The 22,720-nt window shown below is 63.2% G+C and carries 19 protein-coding genes and 4 pseudogenes; 16 read left to right on the forward strand and 7 right to left on the reverse strand.

Annotated features, from left to right (window positions below; translation table 11 throughout):
• From NQV17_RS34430 to NQV17_RS34440, 3 genes are all read left to right on the forward strand, one after another.
• On the forward strand, positions 1–766 hold a 766-nt coding region (locus NQV17_RS34430; protein ID WP_257775654.1), incomplete at its 5' end, for a YadA-like family protein.
• 141 nt (positions 767–907) lie between these two features.
• Positions 908–1,219: a hypothetical protein gene (locus NQV17_RS34435; protein ID WP_257775655.1), complete on the forward strand. Its 312-nt coding sequence runs from the start codon at positions 908–910 to the stop codon at positions 1,217–1,219.
• Between the two features lie 176 nt (positions 1,220–1,395).
• Positions 1,396–1,746: an H-NS histone family protein gene (locus tag NQV17_RS34440; protein ID WP_257775656.1), complete on the forward strand. Its 351-nt coding sequence runs from the start codon at positions 1,396–1,398 to the stop codon at positions 1,744–1,746.
• 716 nt (positions 1,747–2,462) lie between these two features.
• Here the strand turns inward: NQV17_RS34440 and NQV17_RS34445 are convergent.
• The 4 genes and pseudogenes from NQV17_RS34445 to NQV17_RS34455 form a co-directional block, all read right to left on the reverse strand.
• Positions 2,463–2,915 (reverse strand): helix-turn-helix domain-containing protein, encoded by a 453-nt coding sequence (locus tag NQV17_RS34445; RefSeq protein ID WP_308237658.1) that lies wholly within the window; start codon positions 2,913–2,915, stop codon positions 2,463–2,465.
• A 204-nt stretch (positions 2,916–3,119) separates the two neighbouring features.
• On the reverse strand, positions 3,120–4,112 hold the full coding sequence (locus NQV17_RS34450; RefSeq protein ID WP_257775657.1) for a cyclopropane-fatty-acyl-phospholipid synthase family protein: 993 nt from the start codon (positions 4,110–4,112) through the stop codon (positions 3,120–3,122).
• A 119-nt stretch (positions 4,113–4,231) separates the two neighbouring features.
• Positions 4,232–4,741 carry a pyridoxamine 5'-phosphate oxidase family protein gene (locus NQV17_RS38205; protein ID WP_374692793.1) on the reverse strand — a complete coding sequence of 170 codons (510 nt, stop codon included), beginning with the start codon at positions 4,739–4,741 and terminating at the stop codon, positions 4,232–4,234.
• Between the two features lie 823 nt (positions 4,742–5,564).
• Positions 5,565–5,918: pseudogene (locus NQV17_RS34455) on the reverse strand (transposase); the annotation flags it as partial.
• Positions 5,919–5,989: 71 nt separating this feature from the next.
• On the opposite strand from NQV17_RS34455, the pseudogene NQV17_RS34460 reads away from it, so the two are divergent.
• The 8 genes and pseudogenes from NQV17_RS34460 (at position 5,990) to NQV17_RS34495 (ending at position 15,789) form a co-directional block, all read left to right on the forward strand.
• Positions 5,990–6,287 (forward strand): annotated as a pseudogene (locus tag NQV17_RS34460) (H-NS family nucleoid-associated regulatory protein).
• A gap of 558 nt (positions 6,288–6,845) precedes the next feature.
• Complete coding sequence (locus NQV17_RS34465; protein WP_257775658.1) at positions 6,846–8,525, forward strand: methyl-accepting chemotaxis protein; 1,680 nt, start codon at positions 6,846–6,848, stop codon at positions 8,523–8,525.
• A gap of 28 nt (positions 8,526–8,553) precedes the next feature.
• Positions 8,554–9,028 (forward strand): annotated as a pseudogene (locus tag NQV17_RS34470) (chemotaxis protein CheW).
• Between the two features lie 8 nt (positions 9,029–9,036).
• Positions 9,037–10,509 carry a protein-glutamate O-methyltransferase CheR gene (locus tag NQV17_RS34475; protein WP_257775689.1) on the forward strand — a complete coding sequence of 491 codons (1,473 nt, stop codon included), beginning with the start codon at positions 9,037–9,039 and terminating at the stop codon, positions 10,507–10,509.
• Positions 10,506–11,243, forward strand: a complete 738-nt coding sequence (locus tag NQV17_RS34480; RefSeq protein WP_257775659.1) for a chemotaxis protein CheW — start codon at positions 10,506–10,508, stop codon at positions 11,241–11,243. Before NQV17_RS34475 ends, NQV17_RS34480 begins: the two co-directional genes overlap by 4 nt.
• Positions 11,240–13,618 (forward strand): hybrid sensor histidine kinase/response regulator, encoded by a 2,379-nt coding sequence (locus NQV17_RS34485; protein WP_257775660.1) that lies wholly within the window; start codon positions 11,240–11,242, stop codon positions 13,616–13,618. The genes NQV17_RS34480 and NQV17_RS34485 overlap by 4 nt, the downstream gene beginning before the upstream one ends.
• A complete protein-coding gene (locus NQV17_RS34490; RefSeq protein WP_257775661.1) occupies positions 13,615–14,622 on the forward strand; it encodes a chemotaxis response regulator protein-glutamate methylesterase in 1,008 nt (335 codons plus the stop codon). Before NQV17_RS34485 ends, NQV17_RS34490 begins: the two co-directional genes overlap by 4 nt.
• Before the next feature lie 45 nt (positions 14,623–14,667).
• Complete coding sequence (locus tag NQV17_RS34495) at positions 14,668–15,789, forward strand: diguanylate cyclase (RefSeq protein WP_308237662.1); 1,122 nt, start codon at positions 14,668–14,670, stop codon at positions 15,787–15,789.
• Positions 15,790–15,868: 79 nt separating this feature from the next.
• Here the strand turns inward: NQV17_RS34495 and NQV17_RS34500 are convergent.
• From NQV17_RS34500 to NQV17_RS34510, 3 genes and pseudogenes are all read right to left on the reverse strand, one after another.
• A pseudogene (locus tag NQV17_RS34500) lies at positions 15,869–16,248 on the reverse strand (IS3 family transposase); the annotation flags it as partial.
• A 193-nt stretch (positions 16,249–16,441) separates the two neighbouring features.
• A complete protein-coding gene (locus NQV17_RS34505; RefSeq protein WP_257775662.1) occupies positions 16,442–17,437 on the reverse strand; it encodes a diiron oxygenase in 996 nt (331 codons plus the stop codon).
• Positions 17,413–17,844: a hypothetical protein gene (locus tag NQV17_RS34510; RefSeq protein ID WP_257775663.1), complete on the reverse strand. Its 432-nt coding sequence runs from the start codon at positions 17,842–17,844 to the stop codon at positions 17,413–17,415. The genes NQV17_RS34505 and NQV17_RS34510 overlap by 25 nt, the downstream gene beginning before the upstream one ends.
• Before the next feature lie 356 nt (positions 17,845–18,200).
• Between NQV17_RS34510 and NQV17_RS34515 the strand changes: the two genes are divergently transcribed.
• The 5 genes from NQV17_RS34515 to NQV17_RS34535 all read left to right on the forward strand — a co-directional run bounded on the left by NQV17_RS34515 (position 18,201) and on the right by NQV17_RS34535 (position 22,712).
• The gene (locus NQV17_RS34515; protein ID WP_257775664.1) at positions 18,201–19,370 is read left to right on the forward strand and encodes a PLP-dependent aminotransferase family protein; all 1,170 of its coding nucleotides are present in this window, start codon (positions 18,201–18,203) and stop codon (positions 19,368–19,370) included.
• Positions 19,371–19,489: 119 nt separating this feature from the next.
• Positions 19,490–20,248 carry a methyltransferase domain-containing protein gene (locus NQV17_RS34520; RefSeq protein WP_257775665.1) on the forward strand — a complete coding sequence of 253 codons (759 nt, stop codon included), beginning with the start codon at positions 19,490–19,492 and terminating at the stop codon, positions 20,246–20,248.
• Positions 20,249–20,286: 38 nt separating this feature from the next.
• Complete coding sequence (locus tag NQV17_RS34525; protein ID WP_257775666.1) at positions 20,287–21,255, forward strand: bifunctional 2-polyprenyl-6-hydroxyphenol methylase/3-demethylubiquinol 3-O-methyltransferase UbiG; 969 nt, start codon at positions 20,287–20,289, stop codon at positions 21,253–21,255.
• The gene (locus NQV17_RS34530; RefSeq protein WP_257775667.1) at positions 21,252–22,391 is read left to right on the forward strand and encodes a M50 family metallopeptidase; all 1,140 of its coding nucleotides are present in this window, start codon (positions 21,252–21,254) and stop codon (positions 22,389–22,391) included. Before NQV17_RS34525 ends, NQV17_RS34530 begins: the two co-directional genes overlap by 4 nt.
• A 141-nt stretch (positions 22,392–22,532) precedes the next feature.
• On the forward strand, positions 22,533–22,712 hold the full coding sequence (locus NQV17_RS34535; RefSeq protein ID WP_257775668.1) for a TglA family RiPP precursor: 180 nt from the start codon (positions 22,533–22,535) through the stop codon (positions 22,710–22,712).
• Positions 22,713–22,720: the final 8 nt, after the last annotated feature.

The following is a 22,720-nucleotide window of genomic DNA, read 5'->3' on the forward strand; positions in this document are numbered from 1 at the left end:
GAACAGCAACCTCACGTCGCTGTCCACGTCGACCTCGACGGCGATCAACTCGCTGTCGACGGGCCTCAGCTCGACCAACAGCAACCTGACGTCGCTGTCCACGTCGACGTCGACCGGCATCGGCTCGCTGTCGACCGGCCTGAGCACGACGAACAGCACGGTGGCTTCGCTGTCGACCGGCGTGACGAACCTCGGCGATCAGGTAAACCAACTGTCGACCACGATCAACAACAACACGACGCGTACGGCGAACAACAACGGCGTCGCGGCCGACATGAACGGCAGCGGCACCGACCGGCCGACCGTCACCGCCGGCTCGAACTCGGTGGCGATCGGCGCGAATTCGAACGACGGTGGCCGTTCGAACGTGGTGTCGGTCGGCAGCGACACGCAGCAGCGCCAGATCACGAACGTCGCGCCGGGTACGCAGGGTACCGACGCAGTGAACCTGAACCAGCTGAATGATTCGCTTTCCCAGGCGAATCGCTACACGGATCAGCGGGTCAATGAGGTATCCACGCAGGTGAACCAGGTAGCAAAGGCCGCCTATGCCGGTGTCGCCGCTGCCACCGCGTTGACGATGATTCCCGACGTGGATCTTGGAAAGACGATCGCGGTGGGTATCGGCGCCGGCACCTACAAGGGCCAGCAGGCCGTAGCCTTCGGGGCGTCGGTCCGCTTTACTCAAAACATCAAGGGGAGGCTCGGCGCAGGTTATAGCTCGCAGGGCACCAGTGTAGGCGTGGGCGCGGCGTATCAGTGGTAAGCGTCGGCGGATTGAATCGACCGGAGGCAATCGCCTTCGGTCGATCGCAGAAAAGCCTGAAATTGCTCCGCCATCCGGAGCACATTTCGAACATGCCGTATCGCGTAAACGCGGCATGTCCGTTCAATACGAGAGTCAACTATGAAATTGCTGTATGCCAGCCTGCTGACGTGTGCCGCCTTTCTGTCGGGATGTGCAGCATCCGGCCCGAACTACAATCTTGATGCCGTTACGCTGGAGAATGGCGGTCAGGCCTACCGAGTTCAATGCCAGGGCCTGCTCGAGACCGGCAAGGCGTGCGTTGATCAGGCCAACAAGGTCTGTGGTGCCGACAACTATCACCTGATTTCACGGGCCGGGCCTGTCGATGATGCTTATAAGCCTGATACTCCGCGTGAGCTGCTCTTTACGTGCAGAAGCGCTCGTACCCAACCCGAATCGAACGAATCGTAGAAAGCAGGCAATGTACCGCTCGTTGCCTTTTCCCGTGTCGCACCTGACGGGGTGAACGAAACCGTCGTATCAGGCCATTCCGCATGATGTGCGCAGGCGTCGCGGCAAAAGGGGCGAAAAGTGCCACGGTGTCGGCGAAACATTAGCCCGGAGCGGCTTGATTGAGAGGCAATCGAATGGACGAATATAGCAAGCTGCGTACGCTATACGATCGATTGAAGCGGGCGATCGAGGAAGAGAGGCGGATGGAATCCGAACGCCTGGCGGAGCTGGTGATCGCGCGTGTGCGTGAGGCTCTGGATGAACTGGGTATCGATGCCGACGTAGTGCCGCATCAAAGTGGCAACAAGATTGCCAGAAAAAGAGCGCCGCCAAAGTACTGGAACCCGAAAACAGGGCAAACGTGGAGCGGGAACGGGCGACCGCCGAAGTGGCTGGCAGGCGAGAATCACGAGCGATTTCTGATTGAAAAAGATGCCGAGACCGATATTGGCACCGCGCGCCGGGAGCCTGAATCACCGTCATAGAATCGGGATTAGACGCCGCTGTACCGTAGTGCCGTCCGGGAATTTTCCGAGAGATGTCGGTGACCGTGCCGATACCGCTTCAATTCCCCTGCATAGTACGATGTGTGATGCGATATGCCCCGGACTCGCCTTGAACGCGCGCCCGACATGGTGATGTCGGAAGACCCGCAAGCGGTTGCCAGTTCCAGCAGCGTGCGATGGGTAGCCACGTCTTCATGTCGATAACGAGCATGTTGGCACTTGCTGCACACTTCTGCCGGGAGCCGATGATTCGCAAGCATGAGATCGAAGGCGACGGAATCGAAGCTGCCGCCACACCACTCGGGGAAGTAGTCGTGGGTGTCACGGACGCTCCTGATTGGAAGCCTTAATCGACTATGTCGGCTTGGCTTCTCTGGTTGCAGGTTACTGTTTCACACATTGAATTATCCCGCGACTGCGGGCGCCACCGGGACCACGCGGGATACGACTGTTGGAAGCGGCAGCAGTAGATGGCGAAAGGATCAGTTGTTGGCGACGCAACGTGCTCGGATGCACAAGTCAGCCGGCATCTCTTCTTGTGCCTGCGCCCTCGATGAACAACGTGGTAATAGACCGAAATTCGTTCTCAAGGGAGAGGTCCGGGACATTTAGCCACCGAAGTAGCGCCCCAAGGTACAGATGGTGAAACCATGTGGCGAGCTGCGCAGCAGGAAACGCTTTGCTGATTTCACCGCTCAGTTGACCTGCGGCAATGAGGTGCTGCCAGGCAACGGCGATGTCACTGCTGTCTGACGGCCCCCTTGGTAATTCGGTGCTCCGACATGAAGCAGCCGATGCCGAAGAAATGCCATGAGGTGTTCCGGATGCTTCTCGCACCATTCGGCCGATGCACTCAACAAACAACCAAGGCGCGAACGGAACGTCCTGCATCTGGCAATACGGTCTTGCAGGCTTGACAGGTCTCGTTGCAACTCAGCGTCGATCCAATACGCGAGGATGGCTTCCTTGGTCGGGAAGTGGTTGTACAGTGTCCGCTTGGCGACATCGGCTTTTTCTGCAATCCGTTCCATCGTCACGGATTCATAGTCTAGCGATTCAAACAGGCTGGCGGCCGTGTCTGCCAGATGCGCCAGCATCTGCCTGCGCTTGCGTTCGCGGCGCCCCAGGTCGTCGGGTGTAGATTTCATGGCGCAAGCCCTGCGATTCGATATGCGACCTGAATTGTATGCCGTTCATACAATCTCGTGCACACTGTTTGGCGTGCGACGAGTCACCAACGAGTTGTATCTTCAGTTCAAGAAATACAATTGCCTTGCCTGGTGATTTTAAAAAATTTCACTAATATCAATTGGGATCGCTTCCATGGATAAATCAGAAATGAAAGGGGCGAACTATTTCCGGGCGCGGAAGGCATAGAAGCTATCGCCTGGTATTAGTTGAGACGATTCGACTTCTTCGTACCCAGCCTGCCTTAACTGGTGGATCATCTCAGCTGTCTCTGGAAGTCTTCCGCCGTGCAAATTGGAGGCAGCCCAAAGATTCAGTGCTTCAATCCCGAGATTTCCACCTTGACAGCATGTTGTAATTATTAGCTCGCCGCCTTCTTTCAGGAATCCCCTGATTCTATCCAGAACCCTGATCCTCTCTTCGACAGTGAAATAATATATGTTGTTGTGGAGCGTTGCAGCATCGAATTTCGATTCGATCGGTATTGTTCGTATATCGCCAACGCTAATTTCGATGTGATTGCTCAATCCCCATTGCTTCAGATTCTCTCTTGCGATCTGCGCTACGTTTTCTTGTAATTCCAGGCCTAGCGCGACCAGGCGCGGGTTACGTTCTGCAGCATGTCGAATGTAAACCCCGGAGCCACAGCCAATTTCAAGCAACTGGCACGGCTTTGAAGCGGGAATATATCTTTTGATTGCCTCGAGAACAAAGGGTTCTAGTGCGCGGGACGAGCGCGCAGTAAGTGCCCCATCCTGGTTGTCTAGCGGCCACAGCTCGCCGTTACGGATCTTCTTCGGTGTTTCCGAGATGAGACGATAGTGCAGGCTTGCCACTTCTTGTAAGAGTGCCAGCGTCGCGTCGTTCTCCGGCAGTGACAGCTTTCTGGCCAATCCCGTAAGAACATAGCCCTTGCTAGTGGAGGCAAGAACCTTCAGCCGGCAACCCATTTGCAACCAGCTTTCCAACGCTTCCGTGGTCTTTGCATTGCCCGCATAGGATAATGTCAGTTCCTTGAGGGACGTGGGACCGGAAGAAAGTTGATCCAGCACGCCGCAATTCTTTAGTGTCGCTAAATAGCTGAGTGTGTAGAACGGTTTGTAGAGCGCATTTGCCCGAATTGCCGTTATCAGCTTTCCCTCTTTGAGAAGAGTCAAGAATGGTGTTATCGAACTCATGACATTCATCGCCTAACATTTGAGTTGAGTCTGAGGCCCGTAAGAACGGTCAGCCTGCGTGGTCAGTCGTTTGTCTCACTGCAGTGTTATGTCGCTTGTCAGAGTGGTATTGGCCCGCCATCGACAGGAAAGGTCTGATGTGCTTGCCAGTTTCGGTCCTTCCGTGTCAGACGCACTGAATTGAGGCCCAGTGGAGCCGGGGCGACACCCCGCATGCAGCACCATAGCTCAATCCAGTTGGGCTCGCAGGTCACAGTAACCACATGAGGATCGCCCGGCCCGTTGGGGAACCAAGTCCGCAACGACTCCCTCCAGATTCGTTGCTTCAGCATGGTTTCCGCAGAGACTGTTGGGATGGTTCCCATCGTTACGTATCCTCGGTCGGTCATGCTGAGGAATGAAAGACTGATCGTGCTTCCTTGGCGAATCTCGTGCGCTTTGCGAGTCCTCGAATCGGTCATGAATCGGATGGAGAGGTCCGCCCCGATCTCGAGAATCTCAACGACTCTGGAGTTGATCTGCCCCGAAGCGTCGATCGACGAAACAAAGCAGAAGGCGCAATTGCTAACGATTTCGTGTGCATGTTGAAGGAGCTGGCTGGGAATCATAGTGATGAGCTGAAGCGTTTCGGAAGGCTTCGAAAACCCGGAGATCCCGGCATCGATGGGCCAAATTTCGCTAGTTCCTGCTGTTCAGTTTTCCGGCATACCGTCACGAATGCGACTTCTCGAATAGTTGCGTGTTGACGCTCGCCTCCGTGGCGGAGAAGTATGTGAGGACGTGCAGGCTTGCGCCAACAGCGAACACTCCAGCCATGAGCCAACTCAAACGTGTTATGCGAAACAAAGCTCAAGTGGAAATGTGCAAATCCAACGTCATAAACGACACTGAGTGACATCGATAGCGCTTGCTGCACTGCCATGGCTCGAATGGTGAGCGTTGAACGATTCGATTGCCTGTAGCGTCGGGTTCTACTGCGCGTAGCGATCGGTCCAGCCGGCGCCACCTTACGGTGCACGACGATCAATAGTATACGTCGTGCACAAATTGTGCAACCTGTGGCGGGTGCATTTTCTGTATCCGGAAATGGGCCGAAGATTGTCGAAGGAGTGCGCCGCCAGTCGGTGCCGGGGGGAGTGAAACTGATTGGCGAGACCCTCAGCGCAGGGTGTTCGGATGTGGTGGCAAAGCCCACTCGCGCTGCCGACTGGTGCGACGGGAGCACGGCTTATCAGAATGACCACGCTTGGCCGATTGTTTCTCTGCAGTCTTGCCGACCAGTGGCCGTCGGCGCGTCAGCAGTCAGTTGCAGCAGCCTCGAGACCGCCGAGGCGAGGCGCCGTTCGATGTCAAGTGTGTTGCATCGACCAGTTGAATTCACCGCCATCAAGCGCCGTTCGCTCGAACCGTCGCCTGGATGTTCTGATGTCGGACCTCATGTGCGAGAAGCAGGCACCGGAACTTCATCAGCGTGGTCGCATCCGGCACATTCTCGACGGCCAGATCAATCCCGGCAAACGCCCGCATCGCAATGCTGTCATACAGCGCATCCTCCGGCCCTTCGTGCGACAGGCTGTACCACTGCTGCAGGAAGTAGATTCGAAGCATTCGCTCCGGACCGATCGGCGGGCGGCCGCGAACTCCGTTCGGGTAGTACGGCTCGATTGCCGTCAGCAATCGCGACCACGGCACGAGCTTGTCCATCTCGTCCAGGAAACGCTGACGCCGAGTCACGCGCTTCTTGCCCGCGCTTTCCGCTTCCGCAAAGCTCGTTTGCCGTTTCATCGTCGTGGGTTCGTTCCGTGAACTATCTTCTACTCCGTCCTCGGCTGCGTCAGCGATGACCACCGAGCCGGATAAATCAGTGTTTCCTTAACTTGCTCCTTGACGACGCGCGAAAGAAAGAAAAAGCGGCCGTACTGGCCGCAATACATGAGCTGGTCAAGCAATACGGCATCACGGAGTTGGGACTGCTGCGGGCGGCCGGGTTTTGTGAAGGACAAGCCCAAGAAGCTGCCCGCCAAATACTACGATCCGTCATCGGGAAAATCGTGGACGGGACACGGCGCCCGCCCGAAATGGCTGGCCGACAAAAACCTGGACGATTACCTGATCCGGCCACCGGCGAAACCTTGGTGGCCGAGAGACGATTGATCGAGTCTAGCCCGTCAAGCATTCACGTGCGAAGCGCGTGACGTCGAACATTCGGCGAGACGATCGAGGCCACGCTCGGTCAGCGTCTCTGCCAGCGACCAACGTCCCGTCGCCTCTTCACCAACTTACAGAGTCTTTGCGTGGCTTTCACGAGTTGGGCGGCACGAAAATCGATAATCATGCTCACATCCCCATATCGGAAACATTTCAATTGGATTTCAGACGATTCGATCATGCGTCATTGTTCCGCATTTCAGTCAGCCGGAGCCCCGTCGTCGGCCGGCCAGCCGAAATACCGGCAGCAACTTACCCCCGCTCCCTTTCAAATTTCCGCAAACGTCTGCGTATTGACCTATCTTTAATGGGATGAAAAAAGCATGGCTCAATGCGTAAAAAATTCGATTGCGATCAGGCGCGCTGCATGACAGCATGCGGGGCGTCGGCAATCGGGCACCCATTCGGAACGATTCGATCGATCGCGCCGACCCGCGACCGAATCGTTTTCTCCGCACTTCGCGCCGCCGGATCCAGGCGACCCAAGCCCTACGGGAGATAGACATGGCCACTGCGACGACGCCCCGCGCCGGCACGCCCCCTTTGCCCGCCCTGCTGCGCGGCGGACGCTTCACGCTCGGCAAGCGCATCGTGCTCAGCTTCGGCGCGATCTTCGTGCTGATGCTGGTCATGGCCGCGATTTCATACACCCGATTGACGGCGATCGACGCCGCTGCCGACAGCCTCCAGCGGGATTCGGTGCCGGGCCTGTACCTGTCGACGTCGCTGCGCGCCGCGACCAATCAAAGCTATACGGTGGTCGAACGCGCGATCTTCAGCGACGGCGATTCAGACGGCACGAAGCGCGATCTCGACCGGATTCCGGAAGCGCTGCGGCGTTTCGATCAGGCGTCGACGCAATACGAGGCGACGCTGTTCCGCGACGACGACAAGGCGCGCTTCGCCGCGCTCCGGGCCGCATACGACCAGTACCTGCCGCTGTTGAACGACGCAGCGCATGCGGCGGCGAGCGACCGCGCGGCTGCGCGGGCCAACTTCGCGCACGTGACGACGGCGTGGGAGAACGTAGTCCGAGCCGCGGACGCGCTGGTCGACGAAAACCGCAGCGCGGCCGACGATTCGGCACGGCAGATCCGCACGTCGGTCAACACGGCTGAAGCGACGCTCGCGACCGCGCTGAGCGTCGTGCTGCTGGTCGCGCTCGCGACCGGCTATGCGCTGTTCCGCGCGATCACGGGGCCGATGGCGCGGCTCGTCGAGGTGCACGACGCAATGCGCACCGGCAACCTCGCGCAGCGGCTCGACCTGCGCCGCAGCGACGAATTCGGCACGCTGCAGGACGGTTTCAACCGGATGGCCGAACAGCTCGCGAGCCTCGTGTCGCAGGCGCAGCAGTCGTCGCTGCAGGTGACGACGTCAGTCGCCGAAATCGCGGCGACGTCGCGCGAGCAGCAGGCGACCGCCAATGAAACCGCGGCGACGACGACCGAGATCGGCGCGACGTCGCGCGAGATCTTCGCGACGTCACGCGATCTGCTGCGCACGATGAACGAGGTGAACGGCGTGGCCGAGCAGTCGGCGACGCTCGCGGGCGTGAGCCAGAGCGGCCTCACGCGGATGGGCGAGACCATGCGCAGCGTGATGGACGCGGCCGGCTCGGTGAACGCGAAGCTCGCGATCCTCAACGAGAAGGCGCTGAACATCAACCAGGTCGTCGCGACGATCACCAAGGTGGCCGACCAGACCAACCTGCTGTCGCTGAACGCGGCGATCGAGGCCGAGAAGGCCGGCGAGTACGGCCGCGGCTTCGCGGTCGTCGCGACCGAGATCCGCCGCCTCGCCGACCAGACGGCGGTGGCGACCTACGACATCGAGCAGACGGTGAAGGAGATCCAGTCGGCCGTGTCGGCGGGCGTGATGGGGATGGACAAGTTCTCCGAGGAAGTGCGCCGCGGCATGCTCGACGTGCAGCAGGTCGGCGGGCAGCTGTCGCAGATCATCGCCGAGGTGCAGACGCTCGCGCCGCGCTTCCAGATGGTCAACGAAGGAATGCAGACGCAGGCGAACGGTGCCGAGCAGATCACGCAGGCGCTGTCGCAGCTGTCGGAAGCCGCGCAGCAGACGGCCGAATCGCTGCGCCAGTCGTCGCAGGCGATCGACGACCTCACGCTCGTCGCGAACCACCTGCGCACCGGCGTGTCGCGCTTCAAGATCGACGGCTGACGCACGCGGCCTTCGGGCGGACGACACGATGCTCTTCCTTCTTTTTGAACTCGACGGCGAACGCTATGCGCTCGATGCGACGCGGATCGTCGAGGTGCTGCCGCTCGCGCCCGTGAAGTCGATGCTGGGTACGCCGCCATGGCTCACCGGCGTGATCGATCACCGGGGCAAGCTGGTGCCGGTGATTGACGTGCCGCGGCTCGCGCTCGGGCGCGGCGCACGCGCTGCGATCGACGCGGCTCGTCGTCGTGCACTATGCGCAGCAACACGAGGTGGACGGTGCCGATCGATGGCTCGGGCTGATCGTCGAGCACGCGACGCAGGTGCGCGAGTTCGCGCCCGCGCAATTCGCCGACAGCGGGATCGCGATGCCGCACGCGCGCTGGCTCGGGCCGGTCGCCGCCGACGCGACGGGATTCGTGCAGCGGATCGACGTAGAGCAGATGCTCGATGACGACGCGCGCGCATTGCTGTTTCCACCCGCGCAGGCGCTTGCCGGATGATGGCCATGATGAACGCCAACGACCCTCGATTCGAAGCGTGGCTCGCGCGTGAAACCGGGATGGATGCGGCGACGCTCGGCAATCGTGCGCTCGCGCGCGCGGTTGCCGAACGCGCACGCGTCACGCAGGCCGATGCACCGGACGCGCCCGACATACCGCTGCCCGCCGGCGGCATGCCGGACGACGTCGCCGAGGCCGCCGGTGGCGACGCGATCGATGTGTACTGGCAGCGGCTGAATGCGTCCGCGGACGAACGGCAGGCGCTGATCGAAACGCTGGTCGTGCCGGAAACGTGGTTCTTCCGCGACCGCGAGGCATTCGTCGCGCTTGCGCGGATCGCCGACGCGCGGCTCGTGCGCGAGCCGGCGCGCACGCTGCGGGTGCTGAGCGTGCCGTGCTCGACCGGCGAGGAGCCGTATTCGATCTCGATGGCACTGCTCGACGCCGGCATCGGCCCGTCACGCTTCGCGATCGACGCGATCGACATCAGCGCACGCGCGATTGAGCGGGCGCGGGCCGGCGTCTACGGACGCAACGCGTTTCGCGGCCACCCGCTCGAATTCCGCGACCGCCATTTCAGCGAGACGGTCGGCGGCTGGCAGCTCGACCCGCGGGTGCGCGAACCGGTACGCTTCGTGCAGGCGAACCTGTTCGACCTGCCGCTCGACGCGGACACGCGCTACGACTTCATCTTCTGCCGCAACGTGCTGATCTATTTCGACCGACACGCTCAGGACCAGTCGATCCGGCTGCTCGACCGGCAACTCGCGGACGGCGGCACGATCTTCGTCGGCCCGGCCGAGACGGGGCTGATGATGCGGCATGCGCTGGCGCCCGCGCGCATTCCGCTCGCGTTCGCGTTCCATCGCGCGGCGCAGGCTGATGCTCCGGCCACGGGCGCGAACGATGGCGAGCGGCCGCCCACCTTGTCTGCGGCATCTGCGAAGCCGGTGGCGCCGCAGACGTTGCCGCTCCGGCACCCGGTGGCGGCACCCTCCATGGCAAACCATTTCGCAACGGCAACCCTGCACCGCCCGCCGGCCGCGCCACAGCGGCAGCCGGCGACACGCATCGCGCACGCGGCGCCCGATGCCGCGGATGCCGCGCCGAGCGCACCCGCCGCCCCGGCGCCCATGCTCGCCGACGCCCGCCGGCTCGCCGACACGGGCCGCCTCGACGACGCCGAGCGCGCCGCGCACGCATTCACGCTCGCGCACGGCCCCGACGCGGACGCGTTCTACCTGCTCGGCCTGATCGCCGATGCGCGCGGCCTCGATGCGGACGCGCAGGATTTTTATCGCAAGACGCTGTATCTCGACCCGGCTCACTATGAGGCCCTGACCCATCTCGCCGCGCTGCGCGACGCGGCAGGTGACGCGGCAGGTGCCCGGCAACTGATGCTGCGTGCGCAGCGGGCAAGCGCGCGACGCGTCAGCCGTGCCGACGGCGGACCAGACCAGCGAAACGGGCGGAACCCATGACCCACGCCGCTCGTGACGATCGCGCTCCGGCCAGGGCCGTCGACGATTGCTGGAATCGCATCGGCACGCAAGGCGACGGCTCGTGCCCGCGGCTTGTCGTGCACACCCGCTGCCTGAACTGCCCGGTGTTCGAACACGCGGCCGGGAAGCTGCTCGACCGGCCGCTCACCGACGCGGACCTCGCCGAAACGGCGCGCGTCGCACGCAGCACGTCGCAGCCAGCCCCTGCGGACGCACCACTCACTGCATCCGCCGCATCTCCCGACGATGCGCAAGCGCAGCAGTCCGCGCTCGCGTTCCGCGTCGGCGACGAATGGCTCGGCCTGCCCGCCGCCGCGCTGCGGCAGGTCGACGGGCCGCGCCCGATCCATTCGCTGCCGCACCGGCGCGACGGCGCCGTGCTCGGGCTCGTCAACGTGCGCGGCACGCTGACGATCGCAGCATCCCTCGGCGTACTGCTGAATCTGGAACGCAACGCAACCGGACCGCACGAGTCGCGCAACGCGTATGCGCGGATGCTGGTCGTCGAGCATCGCGGCGACGCGGTCGCGCTGCCCGTCGACGAGGTCGAGGGCGTGCTGCGCTTCGCGGCGCATGCGCTGCTGCCAGTGCCGACGACGCTCACCCACGCGGCCGCGATGCACACGCGCGGCCTGCTCGCGTGGCGCGATACAACGATCGGCGTGCTGGACACCGATCGCGTGTTCGACTCGCTTGCGAGGAGCCTGCGATGAGCACCGACGACGACCTGATGCGCCTGTCGCTGCTCGACCTGTTCCGCGACGAAGCACACACGCAGACGCAGGCGCTCACGAGTGGCCTGCTGACGCTCGAACATTCGCCCGGCGACGCGCCCGCGCTGGAAGCGTGCATGCGCGCCGCGCATTCGCTGAAGGGCGCGGCGCGCATCGTCGACCTGCAGGACGGCGTCGACGTCGCGCACGCGATGGAGGAATGCTTCGTCGCCGCGCAGCGTGGCGAGCTGACGCTGACGACCGCGCACATCGACGCACTGCTGCATGGCGTGGACCTGCTGCTGCGCGTCGGCAACGCCGATCCGGCGGCGGCGATCTCGCGCGCGGATATCGACGCGCTGGCCGCACTGGGTCCGACCGACGCGTCGGACGAGCGCGCCGAACGCGCGGTGTCGCTCACACCGCTTACACTGCCCGTACCACCCGCGCCGGAACCAGGCGCCGCAGCGCCGCACATCGGCTCCGCGCCCGACGATACCGCCCTTGTCTCGATATCGCCGCGCACCGGCGACGGCCCCCCGCGCCACCCGCCGGCCGATCCGTCGCCGGGCTTGCATGCCGTCGCGCCCGACGCCCCGCCTTTGCACACCCAACCGCCCCCCCGGCACGATCCGCAGCGGATGCTGCGCGTACGCGCCGAGCAGCTCGACCAGCTGTTGAGCCTGTCCAGCGAATCGCTCGTCGAATCGCACTGGCTGAAGCCGTTCACGGGCTCGATCCTACGCATCAAGCGGATGCAGCGCGACGTCGCGCGCTCGCTGGACGTGCTCGTCGAAACGCTCGCGGAGCGGCTCGACCCGGCCGCGCTCGCGTCGCTGAACGATGTGCGCCAGGGGCTCGGCAACCTGCAGCTGCAGCTCGGCGCGCGCCTGGACGAGCTCGACCGCTTCGACCGCCGCAGCACGCATCTCGCGCAGCAGCTTTACGACGAAGCGTTGCGCTGCCGGATGCGACCGTTCGGCGACGCAACGCACGCGTATCCGCGCATCGTCCGCGATCTCGCACGTTCGCTCGGCAAGCGCGTGCGATTCGCGATCGTCGGCGAAACGACGCAGGTCGACCGCGACATCCTCGACATGCTCGACGCGCCGCTCGGCCACCTGCTGCGCAACGCGCTCGACCACGGCGTCGAGACGCCCGACGAGCGCATCGCGCGCGGCAAGCCGGCCGAAGCGAGCGTGACGCTCGAAGCACGCCACAGCGCGGGCCAGTTGCTGATCTCCGTCAGCGACGACGGCGCCGGCATCGATCTCGACGCGCTGCGTGCAGGCGTCGTGCGGCGCCGGCTCGCCGACGCGGACACGGCCGCGCGGTTGTCCGACCTCGAGCTGCTCGACTTCCTGCTGCTCCCCGGCTTCTCGATGCGCGACCGCGTCACCGATGTGTCGGGCCGCGGCGTCGGCCTCGACGCGGTGCACGACATGGTCAAGGCCGTGCGCGGCACCGTGCGGATCTTCACCGAGCCGGGCCGTGGTGCGCGCTTCGTGCTGCAACTGCCGCTCACGCTGTCGATCGTGCGCAGCCTGCTCGTCGAGGTCGGCGGCGAAGCGTACGCGATCCCGCTTGCGCACGTGCGCCGCACGCTCGAACTCGCGCGCGCCGACATCGACACGCTCGAAGGCCAGCAGCATTTCCGCTTCGACGGCCGCCCGGTCGGGCTCGTCACCGCGCACCAGCTGCTCGGCGCACCGCCGCCGGAACAGGCGGGCGACAGCGTCGCGACCGTCGTGATCGGCGACGAATGGGAGTCGTACGGGATCGCCGTCGACCGGTTCCGCGGCGAATGCATGCTGGTGATCCAGCCGCTCGACCGCCGGCTCGGCAAGGTCAAGGACATCGCGGCGGCCGCGCTGATGGAGAACGGCGAACCGGTGCTGATCATCGACGTCGAGGACTTGCTGCGCTCGGTCGACAAGCTCGTGCGCGGCGGCCAGCTCGACAAGGTGCAGCGCGCGCAGCACACCGCCGTCGCACGGCGCCGGCACGTGCTGGTGGTCGACGATTCGCTGACGGTACGCGAACTGGAGCGCAAGCTGCTCGAAAAGCGCGGCTATGCCGTCACCGTCGCGGTCGACGGGATGGACGGCTGGAACGCGCTGCGCGGCGCCGATTTCGATCTCGTCGTGACCGACATCGACATGCCGCGCATGGACGGCATCGAGCTCGTCACGCTGATCAAGCGCGATGCCGCGCTGAAATCGCTGCCGGTGATGATCGTGTCGTACAAGGACCGCGAGGAGGACCGCCGCCGCGGACTCGACGCGGGCGCCGACTACTACCTGGCGAAGAGCAGCTTCCACGACGAAACCCTGCTCGACGCCGTACGCGACCTGATAGGAGAAGCCCGTCCGTGAACATCGGCATCGTCAACGACCTTCCGCTCGCCGTCGAGGCGCTGCGCCGCGCGGTCGCGCGGCGGCCCGAGCACCGCGTGCTGTGGGTCGCGACCGACGGCGCGCAGGCCGTCGAGTTCTGCGCCGCGCAACCGCCCGACCTCGTGCTGATGGACCTGATCATGCCGAAGTTCGACGGCGTCGAGGCGACGCGGCGGATCATGGCGTCGGGCAAGCCGTGCGCGATCCTGATCGTGACGAGCAGCATCGGCGCGAATGCGTGGCGCGTGTACGAGGCGATGGGCGCGGGTGCGCTCGACGCAGTCGATACGCCGCGGCTCGGCGCAGGCGCGAACGGCGACACCGCGCAGCTGTTGCTCGCGAAGATCGACCAGATCGGCCGGCTGCTCGACAAGCCGGCGGGCGCCAGCCGCCGCGCCGGCACGACGGCGCGCGGCGACGGCGGGCCGCTCGTCGCGATCGGCGCGTCGGCCGGCGGCCCGACCGCGCTTGCGTCGATCCTCGGCGCGCTGCCCACCGATTTCGGCGCGCCGATCGTGATCGTGCAGCATGTCGACCAGGCGTTCGCGGACGGCATGGCGCAATGGCTCGACGGCCAGACGCCGCTCAACGTGCGCATCGCGCGCGAAGGCGACCGGCCGCAGCCGTCGTTCGTGCTGCTCGCCGCGACCAACGACCACCTGCGGATCACGCGCGCCGGCACGCTCGAATACACGCGCGAGCCGGCCGAGACGCCGTACCGGCCGTCGGTCGACGTATTCTTCAGCAGCGTGACCGAGCACTGGCCCGGCGAGGTGATCGGCGTGCTGCTCACCGGGATGGGGCGCGACGGCGCGATCGGGCTGAAGGCGATGCGGATGAAGGGCTACCATACGATCGCGCAGGACCAGGCGACGAGCGCCGTCTACGGAATGCCGAAAGCCGCCGCGACGCTCGGCGCCGCGCGCGCGATCCTGCCGCTCGAGCGCATCGCGGGCGAACTGGCGGCGCTCGTCAGGAACTGAATGAAATGGACTTGCGTGACAGCAATGGCAACAACGGGTGTCGACATGACTAGTGACTCCACGCGACGCCCGGGCCAGGATAACGGCACGTCCGCCGCGGACGGCGCGGGCGCGGCGCTCGAAGCCGCGCGCGCGACCCCGCAGGTGCCGCCGGCGACCGACGTGCCGGCGATGGTGCTGCTGGTCGACGACCAGACGATCGTCGCCCAGGCCGTGCGGCGCGCGCTTGCCGACGAGGACCGCATCGACTTCCACTACTGCCCGCGCTCGGACGACGCGCTCGCCGCCGCAGTCGAAACGCGGCCGACCGTGATCCTGCAGGACCTCGTGATGCCCGGCACCGACGGATTGAGCCTCGTGAAGGCGTACCGCACGAATCCCGTGATCCGCGACGTGCCGATCATCGTGCTGTCGACCAAGGAAGAACCGGTAATCAAGAGCGCCGCGTTTGCGGCCGGCGCGAACGACTACCTCGTAAAGCTGCCGGACCGCATCGAGCTCGTCGCACGGATCCGCTACCACTCGCGCTCGTACGTCAACCTGCTGCAGCGCGACGAAGCCTACCGCGCACTGCGGCAATCGCAGCAGCAATTGCTCGAAGCGAACCTCGAACTGCGCCGCCTCACGCATTCCGACGGGCTCACCGGGCTGTCGAACCGGCGCTATCTCGACGAATACCTGAACGCCGAATGGCGGCGCGGCGCGCGCGAACGCAGCGAGCTGTCGCTGCTGATGATCGACGTCGACAACTTCAAGCTATACAACGACACGTACGGCCACGTGTCGGGCGACGACGTGCTCAAGCGGGTCGCCGCGACCGTCGAAAGCTGCCTCGGCCGCCCGGGCGATCTCGCCGCACGCTTCGGCGGCGAGGAATTCGCGGTGGTGCTGCCGGGCACGTCGCCGGGCGGCGTGCGCCTGCTCGCCGAGAAGATTCGCCTCGCGATCGAAGCGCTGCGGCTCGAGCACGTGCATTCGTCGACCGGCCGCTACGTGACGATCAGCATCGGCGGCGCGAGCGTCGTGCCGGCGGTCGGCACGACGATGACGTCGCTGATCGAAGCCGCCGACCGCGCGCTGTACCGCGCGAAGCGCGACGGCAAGAATCGCGTCGCGATCGATGCGGGGCCGGCAACGGCGAGCGACGGCGGCGGGCAACCGGCCTGATCCGTACGCGGCAGCGTCTTGCGACGGCTATGTCAAGTTGACAAGCGCAGGCTACGTGCCTTCATCAAGAGTAGTTGCAGTTATCTCGCCAGCCCTCCCGTCGCAGGACCACGTGAACGCGCCGATACCCATAGTGCACGCGCGTAGCGGTTATTTCCTTGATACGCATGAGCAGCGCCGACGAATCGCGCGCAACCGACTGATACCGATACAGCGAACGAGACATGCCAAACAACGCGCAAGTCTTCGCCAGGCTGGTTCGATAGCGATCACGCAATTCATCGATCAACATGCGCCGACGGGCAGGCTTCAGAGCTTTTTTGCGAGTACGTCCTGCAGCATAGCCTTGTCCAGGCTCAGGTCCGCCACGAGCCGCTTCAGCTTCGCGTTTTCCTCGTCGAGCTGACGCAAACGGCGCAGCTCAGAAGGCCCCAACCCTCCGAATTTCTTCTTCCAGTTAATGGTATGGACTGCTCCGGCAGGCGTATCGTGACTGCTGGCGTTCCCGTTCACCGGAGTATCGTCATGGACACATCATGCCGAATTTCTCTACTTTTGCACCGGACTATTTCTTGGGTCAGGGTCACTCACAACTCCTTGATTTCTATAGAGAGCCAAAGACAACTTTTCTGAGAGCCCACAGCGTTGATATTCACGAAAGCACTATTCCGTGGCGGGTCAGCGACTCCTGAAATGCATCGCCCATTTCGAGCCGGTTCAGCAGCTTCAGGAGGTTGGTGTAGTTGGACCTGCTCGGTCGCACCGACAAATTCCGAGGGATGTCCAGCACGGCCCGAGGAATGTGCACGCCGTTCAGCGAGGCCAAAGTGTTCCAGCATTCCCGCTCGTCATTATCGAACCAGCCGATCGCCAGCGCGCAGACCTCGGCAAAAAGCCGTTTGTCGGCCGCACTCATGCGAGCGTGCACATAGTCGACGACGAGGCCGAAGATGCTGCCGTGCATCAACTCGTCCATCCGGTGTGCATTCACGGCGTCGACGAACAGTGGCTGCATGCGGCTGGCGTTGTTGATGCAGGCGAGATAGCCGCCGATGAACAGCTCCGAGACGGTGCAGGTCGCGAGCCTGGCGAGAAAGCGATCGTTCTCGTCGTCGAGTGTCGTCAGGTACCGATCCAGTCGATCGACGAACGCATATGCGGGATTGCCGACTCTCAGGTTCCGCTCCCGGCAAGCGATCTGGGACGTGTGTATCGCGAGCAGTGTGTGGAACGATTCGTCCGTCAATGTCTCCGCGACGATTCGCTTCATGTCGTTCGCGAAATCGCTGACGCCGTTGTCCAGAAGCTCCACGCAAACGGGCGTCACGATGCGGCTTTCTATCGTGACTGTCTTGAGGTTGTAGACGAGCCATCCGATCGACAGAAGTCGCGATCGGGTCGCGGCGTTTTCCACCAGTGGCCGGAGTGCGGGATGCGTCCAGAACGGGACCAGGTCTGGGACGAAGTCGTCTTTTTCAGGCAGAAACGAGAAGTCGTCCGTTAGATCGCACTTGCGCGTCTGGGCGCGTGAGGACCAATGAGACGAAAGTTTTCGCACCAATCCGAGCACCGCCGAATCCAAGTCTCGGTCGAGCACTGTGTGCATGCGTACCCCCGATCCCGTCAGCCGGCCGTGGCCGTGCCGCATCGACTGCTATCCGTGAATCTGAACGTGCCGAAGCCGGAGATGCCTGTTTCGTTGGGCGACGTTAACACGACGCCGGCTTGCGCGAGTGTCGATGCGATGCCGCATGCCGCTTGCGCCGACTCGTCCCCACGCTTGTTCGCGTCGAACTGACTGATCCTGTAGAAGGGATTGCGTCCGCGCATGTCCTTGAATCTCGCGTTGAAATTTCCGGGACGGGCCAGGCCTACCCGAATGCCGATCTGTCCGGACGTCAGTGCATACGTACCGCGCAATAGGACATCGCGGAAGAACGCCTTTGCGTGGAGGAGCGGCTTGTAAACCTCCGGCCACTGCTCGATCAGGTCGATGTAGTAATTGCGCAAGCTGCTGAAGGGCATCTGGCGTTCCGAACGAGTGGTGAACTTCATCAATGTTCCTGACGGGGATAACGGGATGATGGCGAGCGCGTTCCGGCGGCAGGCGGGCGCGCCGGCTCGCCGGTGCACCCGCCCGGGGGGCCGGTCTTGCCTCCGGTGGCGTTACCGTAATCGACGCGCACGCGATGCGGTTAGTCATTAGCTGCCGCGACCGTGCTTTCTTGACGTGCCCGGGCGAACGTCGATGCGCGAGCCGGGGGCGTCGCGCGATCGCGAATGCCGACGCGTGCGGCACGGGCAAGCACGCACGACAAGAAGGCGCAACGTTGTCCTGATGGGGCAGGATTTGACTACCTGTCTCCAAAGCGCCGGTCGTAGCCTGATCTTTTCTCATTCTCGATCGAGCCATGGATTTCGATATTTCGGAGCGCGCCAAGCGGCTGACCTCGTCTGCCATTCGGGAAATCCTCAAGGTGACGGAAGATCCGTCGGTCATCTCCTTTGCCGGCGGCATTCCGGCGCCGCAGACATTTCCTGTCACCCTGATGCAGGAAGCGGCGGCAAAGATTCTTGCCGACGCGCCTCAAGCTGCCTTGCAGTACGCACCGACGGAAGGCTATCGTCCGCTGCGGGAATGGATAGCCGAATGCCACGGCGTGCACCCGGACTGTGTGTTGATCACGACGGGTTCGCAGCAAGGGCTCGATCTGCTGGCAAAAGTGCTGATCGATCCCGGCAAGCGCGTGCTGGTCGAGAATCCCTCTTATCTCGGTGCATTGCAGGCGTTTTCGCTGTTCGAGCCCGAGTTCGTGCCAGTCGAGTGCGATGCGCACGGCATCGTGACCGATGCGTTGCAAAAGGATCGCATTGCCGGGGCACGCTTCCTCTATACGATGCCGAATTTCCAGAATCCGACCGGGCGGCGTATGCCCGAAGCGCGGCGGCGCGATCTGATGCGGGCGATGGCGGCGGAAAACGTCGTGGTGGTGGAAGACGATCCGTATGGCGAACTCAGCTACGACGGCAAGCGGTTGCCGAGCCTGCTGTCCATCGCACCGGAACACGTCGTCTATCTCGGCTCGTTTTCCAAAATCGTTTCACCCGGGCTGCGTGTCGGGTATGCGATTGCACCGCGCCCCTTGATGATGAAGCTGGTGCAGGCCAAGCAGGCAAGCGACCTGCACACGTCCGGCTTCACGCAGCGGATCATTCACGACGTCGTGCAAACGGGGTTTCTTGCAGCGCATGTCGACAGGATTCGCGCGCTCTATCTCGCCCAGCGAAACGTGATGCTTGATGCGCTCGAGCGACACTGCCGATCCGGCCTCGACTGGAACGTCCCGGACGGAGGGATGTTCTTCTGGGCGCGCACGCAGTATGGCATCGACACGACGAAGCTGCTGGAGGCGACGCTCGCACCGGCCTCCGGCGCGAAAGTCGCGTTCGTGCCGGGTGCGCCATTCTTCGCGGGTGCACCGGACGTCGCCACGTTGCGTCTGTCGTTCGTGACGGTGCCGCCGGCGCGAATCGAAGAGGGCGTCGCACAGCTTGCACAGGCGTTGTTCCGAGTCGCGTGATGCGCGCCGGATACGCAAGTACGCGTCAAGAAAACGCGGTTGGGGCAGTTAATGACTAGGTATGCCGTCGCGCATTCGAATAACGTCATTCCATCGCCGAGTCACCTGGAGTTTCGCTGATGATCGAAGAGACCTTCACTATCGCGGACGGGCATCATGCGCTTTCCGCCGGCGACGGCATCGTCACGGGAAATGCCGCCTGGAGCTTCGCGGGAGAAACCGCGCGTCAATTCGAGGCGCACGTGTCGAAATCGGTACCGGGCTATGCGAGCGGCCATGACATCGTGCTGGCGCTGAGCGATTTCTTTGTCAAGAACGATTCCGTCTGCTACGAAATTGGCTGCTCGACCGGCGCGCTGACGCGGCAACTCGCGCAGCGGCATGGTGCGTCCGCGCGATGGGTCGGAATCGATGTCGAACCGGACATGATCGAGCAGGCGAATGCCTACCTGACGCAGATTTCACCGACGCCGAAAAACGTTACGTATTGCGTCGACAACGCGCTTTCATTTCCTTACGAGACGAGCGATTTCATTGTTGCCTACTATACGGTCCAGTTCATTGCTCCCCGCGTGCGGCAGGAACTCATACGCCGAATTTACGAATCGCTCAACTGGGGAGGGGCGTTCGTAATGTTCGAGAAAGTCCGTGCGCCGGATGCCCGTTTCCAGGACATCGCGAGCAGTGTCTATGTCGATTACAAGCTCGAGCGCGGCTACGCGCCCAACGAAATCATCGGAAAGTCGCGAAGCCTCAAGGGCGTGCTTGAACCGTTCTCAACCCAGGGAAATGTCGACATGCTCAAGCGTGCCGGCTTCGTGGACGTGATGTCGATCTTCAAGCATGTGTGCTTCGAAGGTTTCTTCGCGATCAAATAGGACGGCGGGTTCGGCAAATGGGGCAATCAGGATCAGGCATGGGCTCGCTGGATGCGGATCTCGACGCGTATCTGCGCGCCGTTGGCATGTCAGACGGTGTCAGTGCGCATCATGTCGCATGCGAAATATGTGGCGGCGGCACATGCGATGTCGTCGTCGACGAGGTGGAAACGATCGACGGTTGCTACCACAGACTGCCGGTCGTAGTGTGTCGGCGTTGCGGGTTTCTTTATCAGAATCCACGTTTTGATCGGTCGTTCTATCAGCGCTATTACGAGCAGTCCTATCGGAATGCATTATTTGGCGACGTCGGTCCCGCACGCGATTTCGTGCTGGATCAGATGCGCCGCGGTGAGCACCTGTTTCGCAACCTCGAAGCCCATCTGCGGCCGGGCGGCCGCATGCTCGATGTCGGATGTTCGGCGGGCGGCATGATGATTCCGTTTGCAAGGCGAGGCTGGCGCGTTACCGGGAACGATCCGGACGCGACCTATTCGGCATTCGGTCGAGAGCGGCTGCGGCTCGACATCGAGACCGTCGCGGCCGAGGACATGCGTCTGCCCGACGCGCAGTTCGACCTGATCGTCATAATCGGTTCGTTGGAACACGTATACGACGTGAACAGCGTGCTCGCTGCATGCCGGAAGGCGTGTGTTCCAGGCGGTCTGCTTTTGATCGAGGGGCGTGCGTTGGGGTATGGCGTGATCAAGGGGCACTTCTCCCACAATCACCGCCGCTATCTGACCATCGCCTCGATCGAAATGCTGATGCTGCGACACGGCTGGGAGCCGGTTCTGTCGACGGATGAGCCGATCTGCGGCCCGACGCGGCCCGGTGCCGTGCACGTGCTCGGCAGGGCATCGGCGCCGATCGGCGACGGCTCGCTGCTTGCCATGCTGGATGAACGGTGGCCGGAGCGTCACGCACCCATCGCACGGATGACGTCGTTGAAGGGCTATATCCGGCATCGCGCGGCAGATTCGCTGCTTCCCGCGAGGGCGCGATGAGGGATGCAACAAGCACGTGCGCGACGGCGCATGTCGGCAGCCACGCGGCGTTTCGCTCCGATTTGCGCGTCTATGCGCCGCAGCCCGATGACGCGGACCGTCGTCATACGGTCTACGATCCGGTGACCGATCTGTCGTACTACCTTGGCGAGAATGAACTGGGCGTCGCGCGACTGTTCAACGGCGCACGCTCGGCCGCAGAAGTTTGCGCGATCCTGTCCGCGGACGGGCGGCGGCTGCCGGTCGGGAAACTCGTCGCATTCGAGCAGCGCCTGCGCCGGCTGGGGTTGCTTGCGTGCGCCGGCGAAGCCGGCGTGAACCGACGAGATCCAGCTGCCGGTATCGACTACGGCCCGTTGAAGCGGACATTGTCGATCCAGGTCATGCGCTTTGCGCCGGAACGCTTGCTCGACCTTGTCTTCAGCCGCGCGCGGTGGCTGTGCTCGCGAGGATTCGTCGGGATCGGCTGCATCGCGATCGTCGCGACGGGCGTGTTGCCGATCCGGCACGCGTCGCAGTTCGCGGCCAATGTCGTCGACGTCTACTCGCATGACTGGCACTGGGTTCTTTGGCACTACCCCGTCGTCGTCGCTTCGATCGCGGTGCATGAGCTCGGACATGCGCTCGCATGCCGTCTCTATCGTGTGCGCGTGACCGACTTTGGCATCGCGGTCTATCTGCTTCTGGCAACGGGCTGGGCGCGCCCGCTACAACGGGACTGGTCCGCATTGCCGTTGCGTGAGCGCTTGGTGACCATCGCGATGGGTCCGTTTGCGAGCCTGCTTTTTGTCGCGGCCGGCCTCGCGATGTGGGCGGCGGTGCCGCGCGAAAGCCCGTGGAATACGCTAGCCGTCGTGATGTCCGTGAGCGCAGCGGCGGCACTTGTGCCAACGTTGCTGCCGTTCTTCAACGGCGATACCTATTTGGCACTGACCGAATGGTTCGGCGTGCCGAGATTGCGGCAGCGGGCATTTCGATACGTCCGCGATCGACTATTGCGTCGCGAGCTTGACGATGCCCCCGTTCCGGAGCGCAGGAGGCTGTACTGGGCGACGGCATTCGGCACTGCGGTCGGCTGGATTGCGGCGTGGACGTGGGTCGCTTCCGGCATCGTACGCTTGATGCGCGCTGGATGACACGGCGGCCGCGCCGCAAACGGAGCAACAGGGAAGTGTGACAACAAGCAGGCGCCGATGATGCGCCCCAAAGAGAACCTGAGTGCGCGCTGGCATGGGGCCAGGGTGAATTGATGCAATCAATCGATGGAGGACACTTTCATGAAAGATCTGACTGGACAAGCGAAGGTCGATAGCGAAATCGAGACCGACGGCGATCGCGCGACGTGCACGGGCGGCGAACGGCTCGATGACGAGTCGAAGCCCGATGGCGCGGAATTCGCGCTTGAGGACTTCAATCTCGACGATATCGAGGTGATTGAAAGTAAAGTGTTCGCGTAACGTTCGGC

Origin of the sequence: Burkholderia sp. SCN-KJ, from assembly GCF_024656005.1 — a bacterium.
Classification (GTDB): domain Bacteria; phylum Pseudomonadota; class Gammaproteobacteria; order Burkholderiales; family Burkholderiaceae; genus Burkholderia.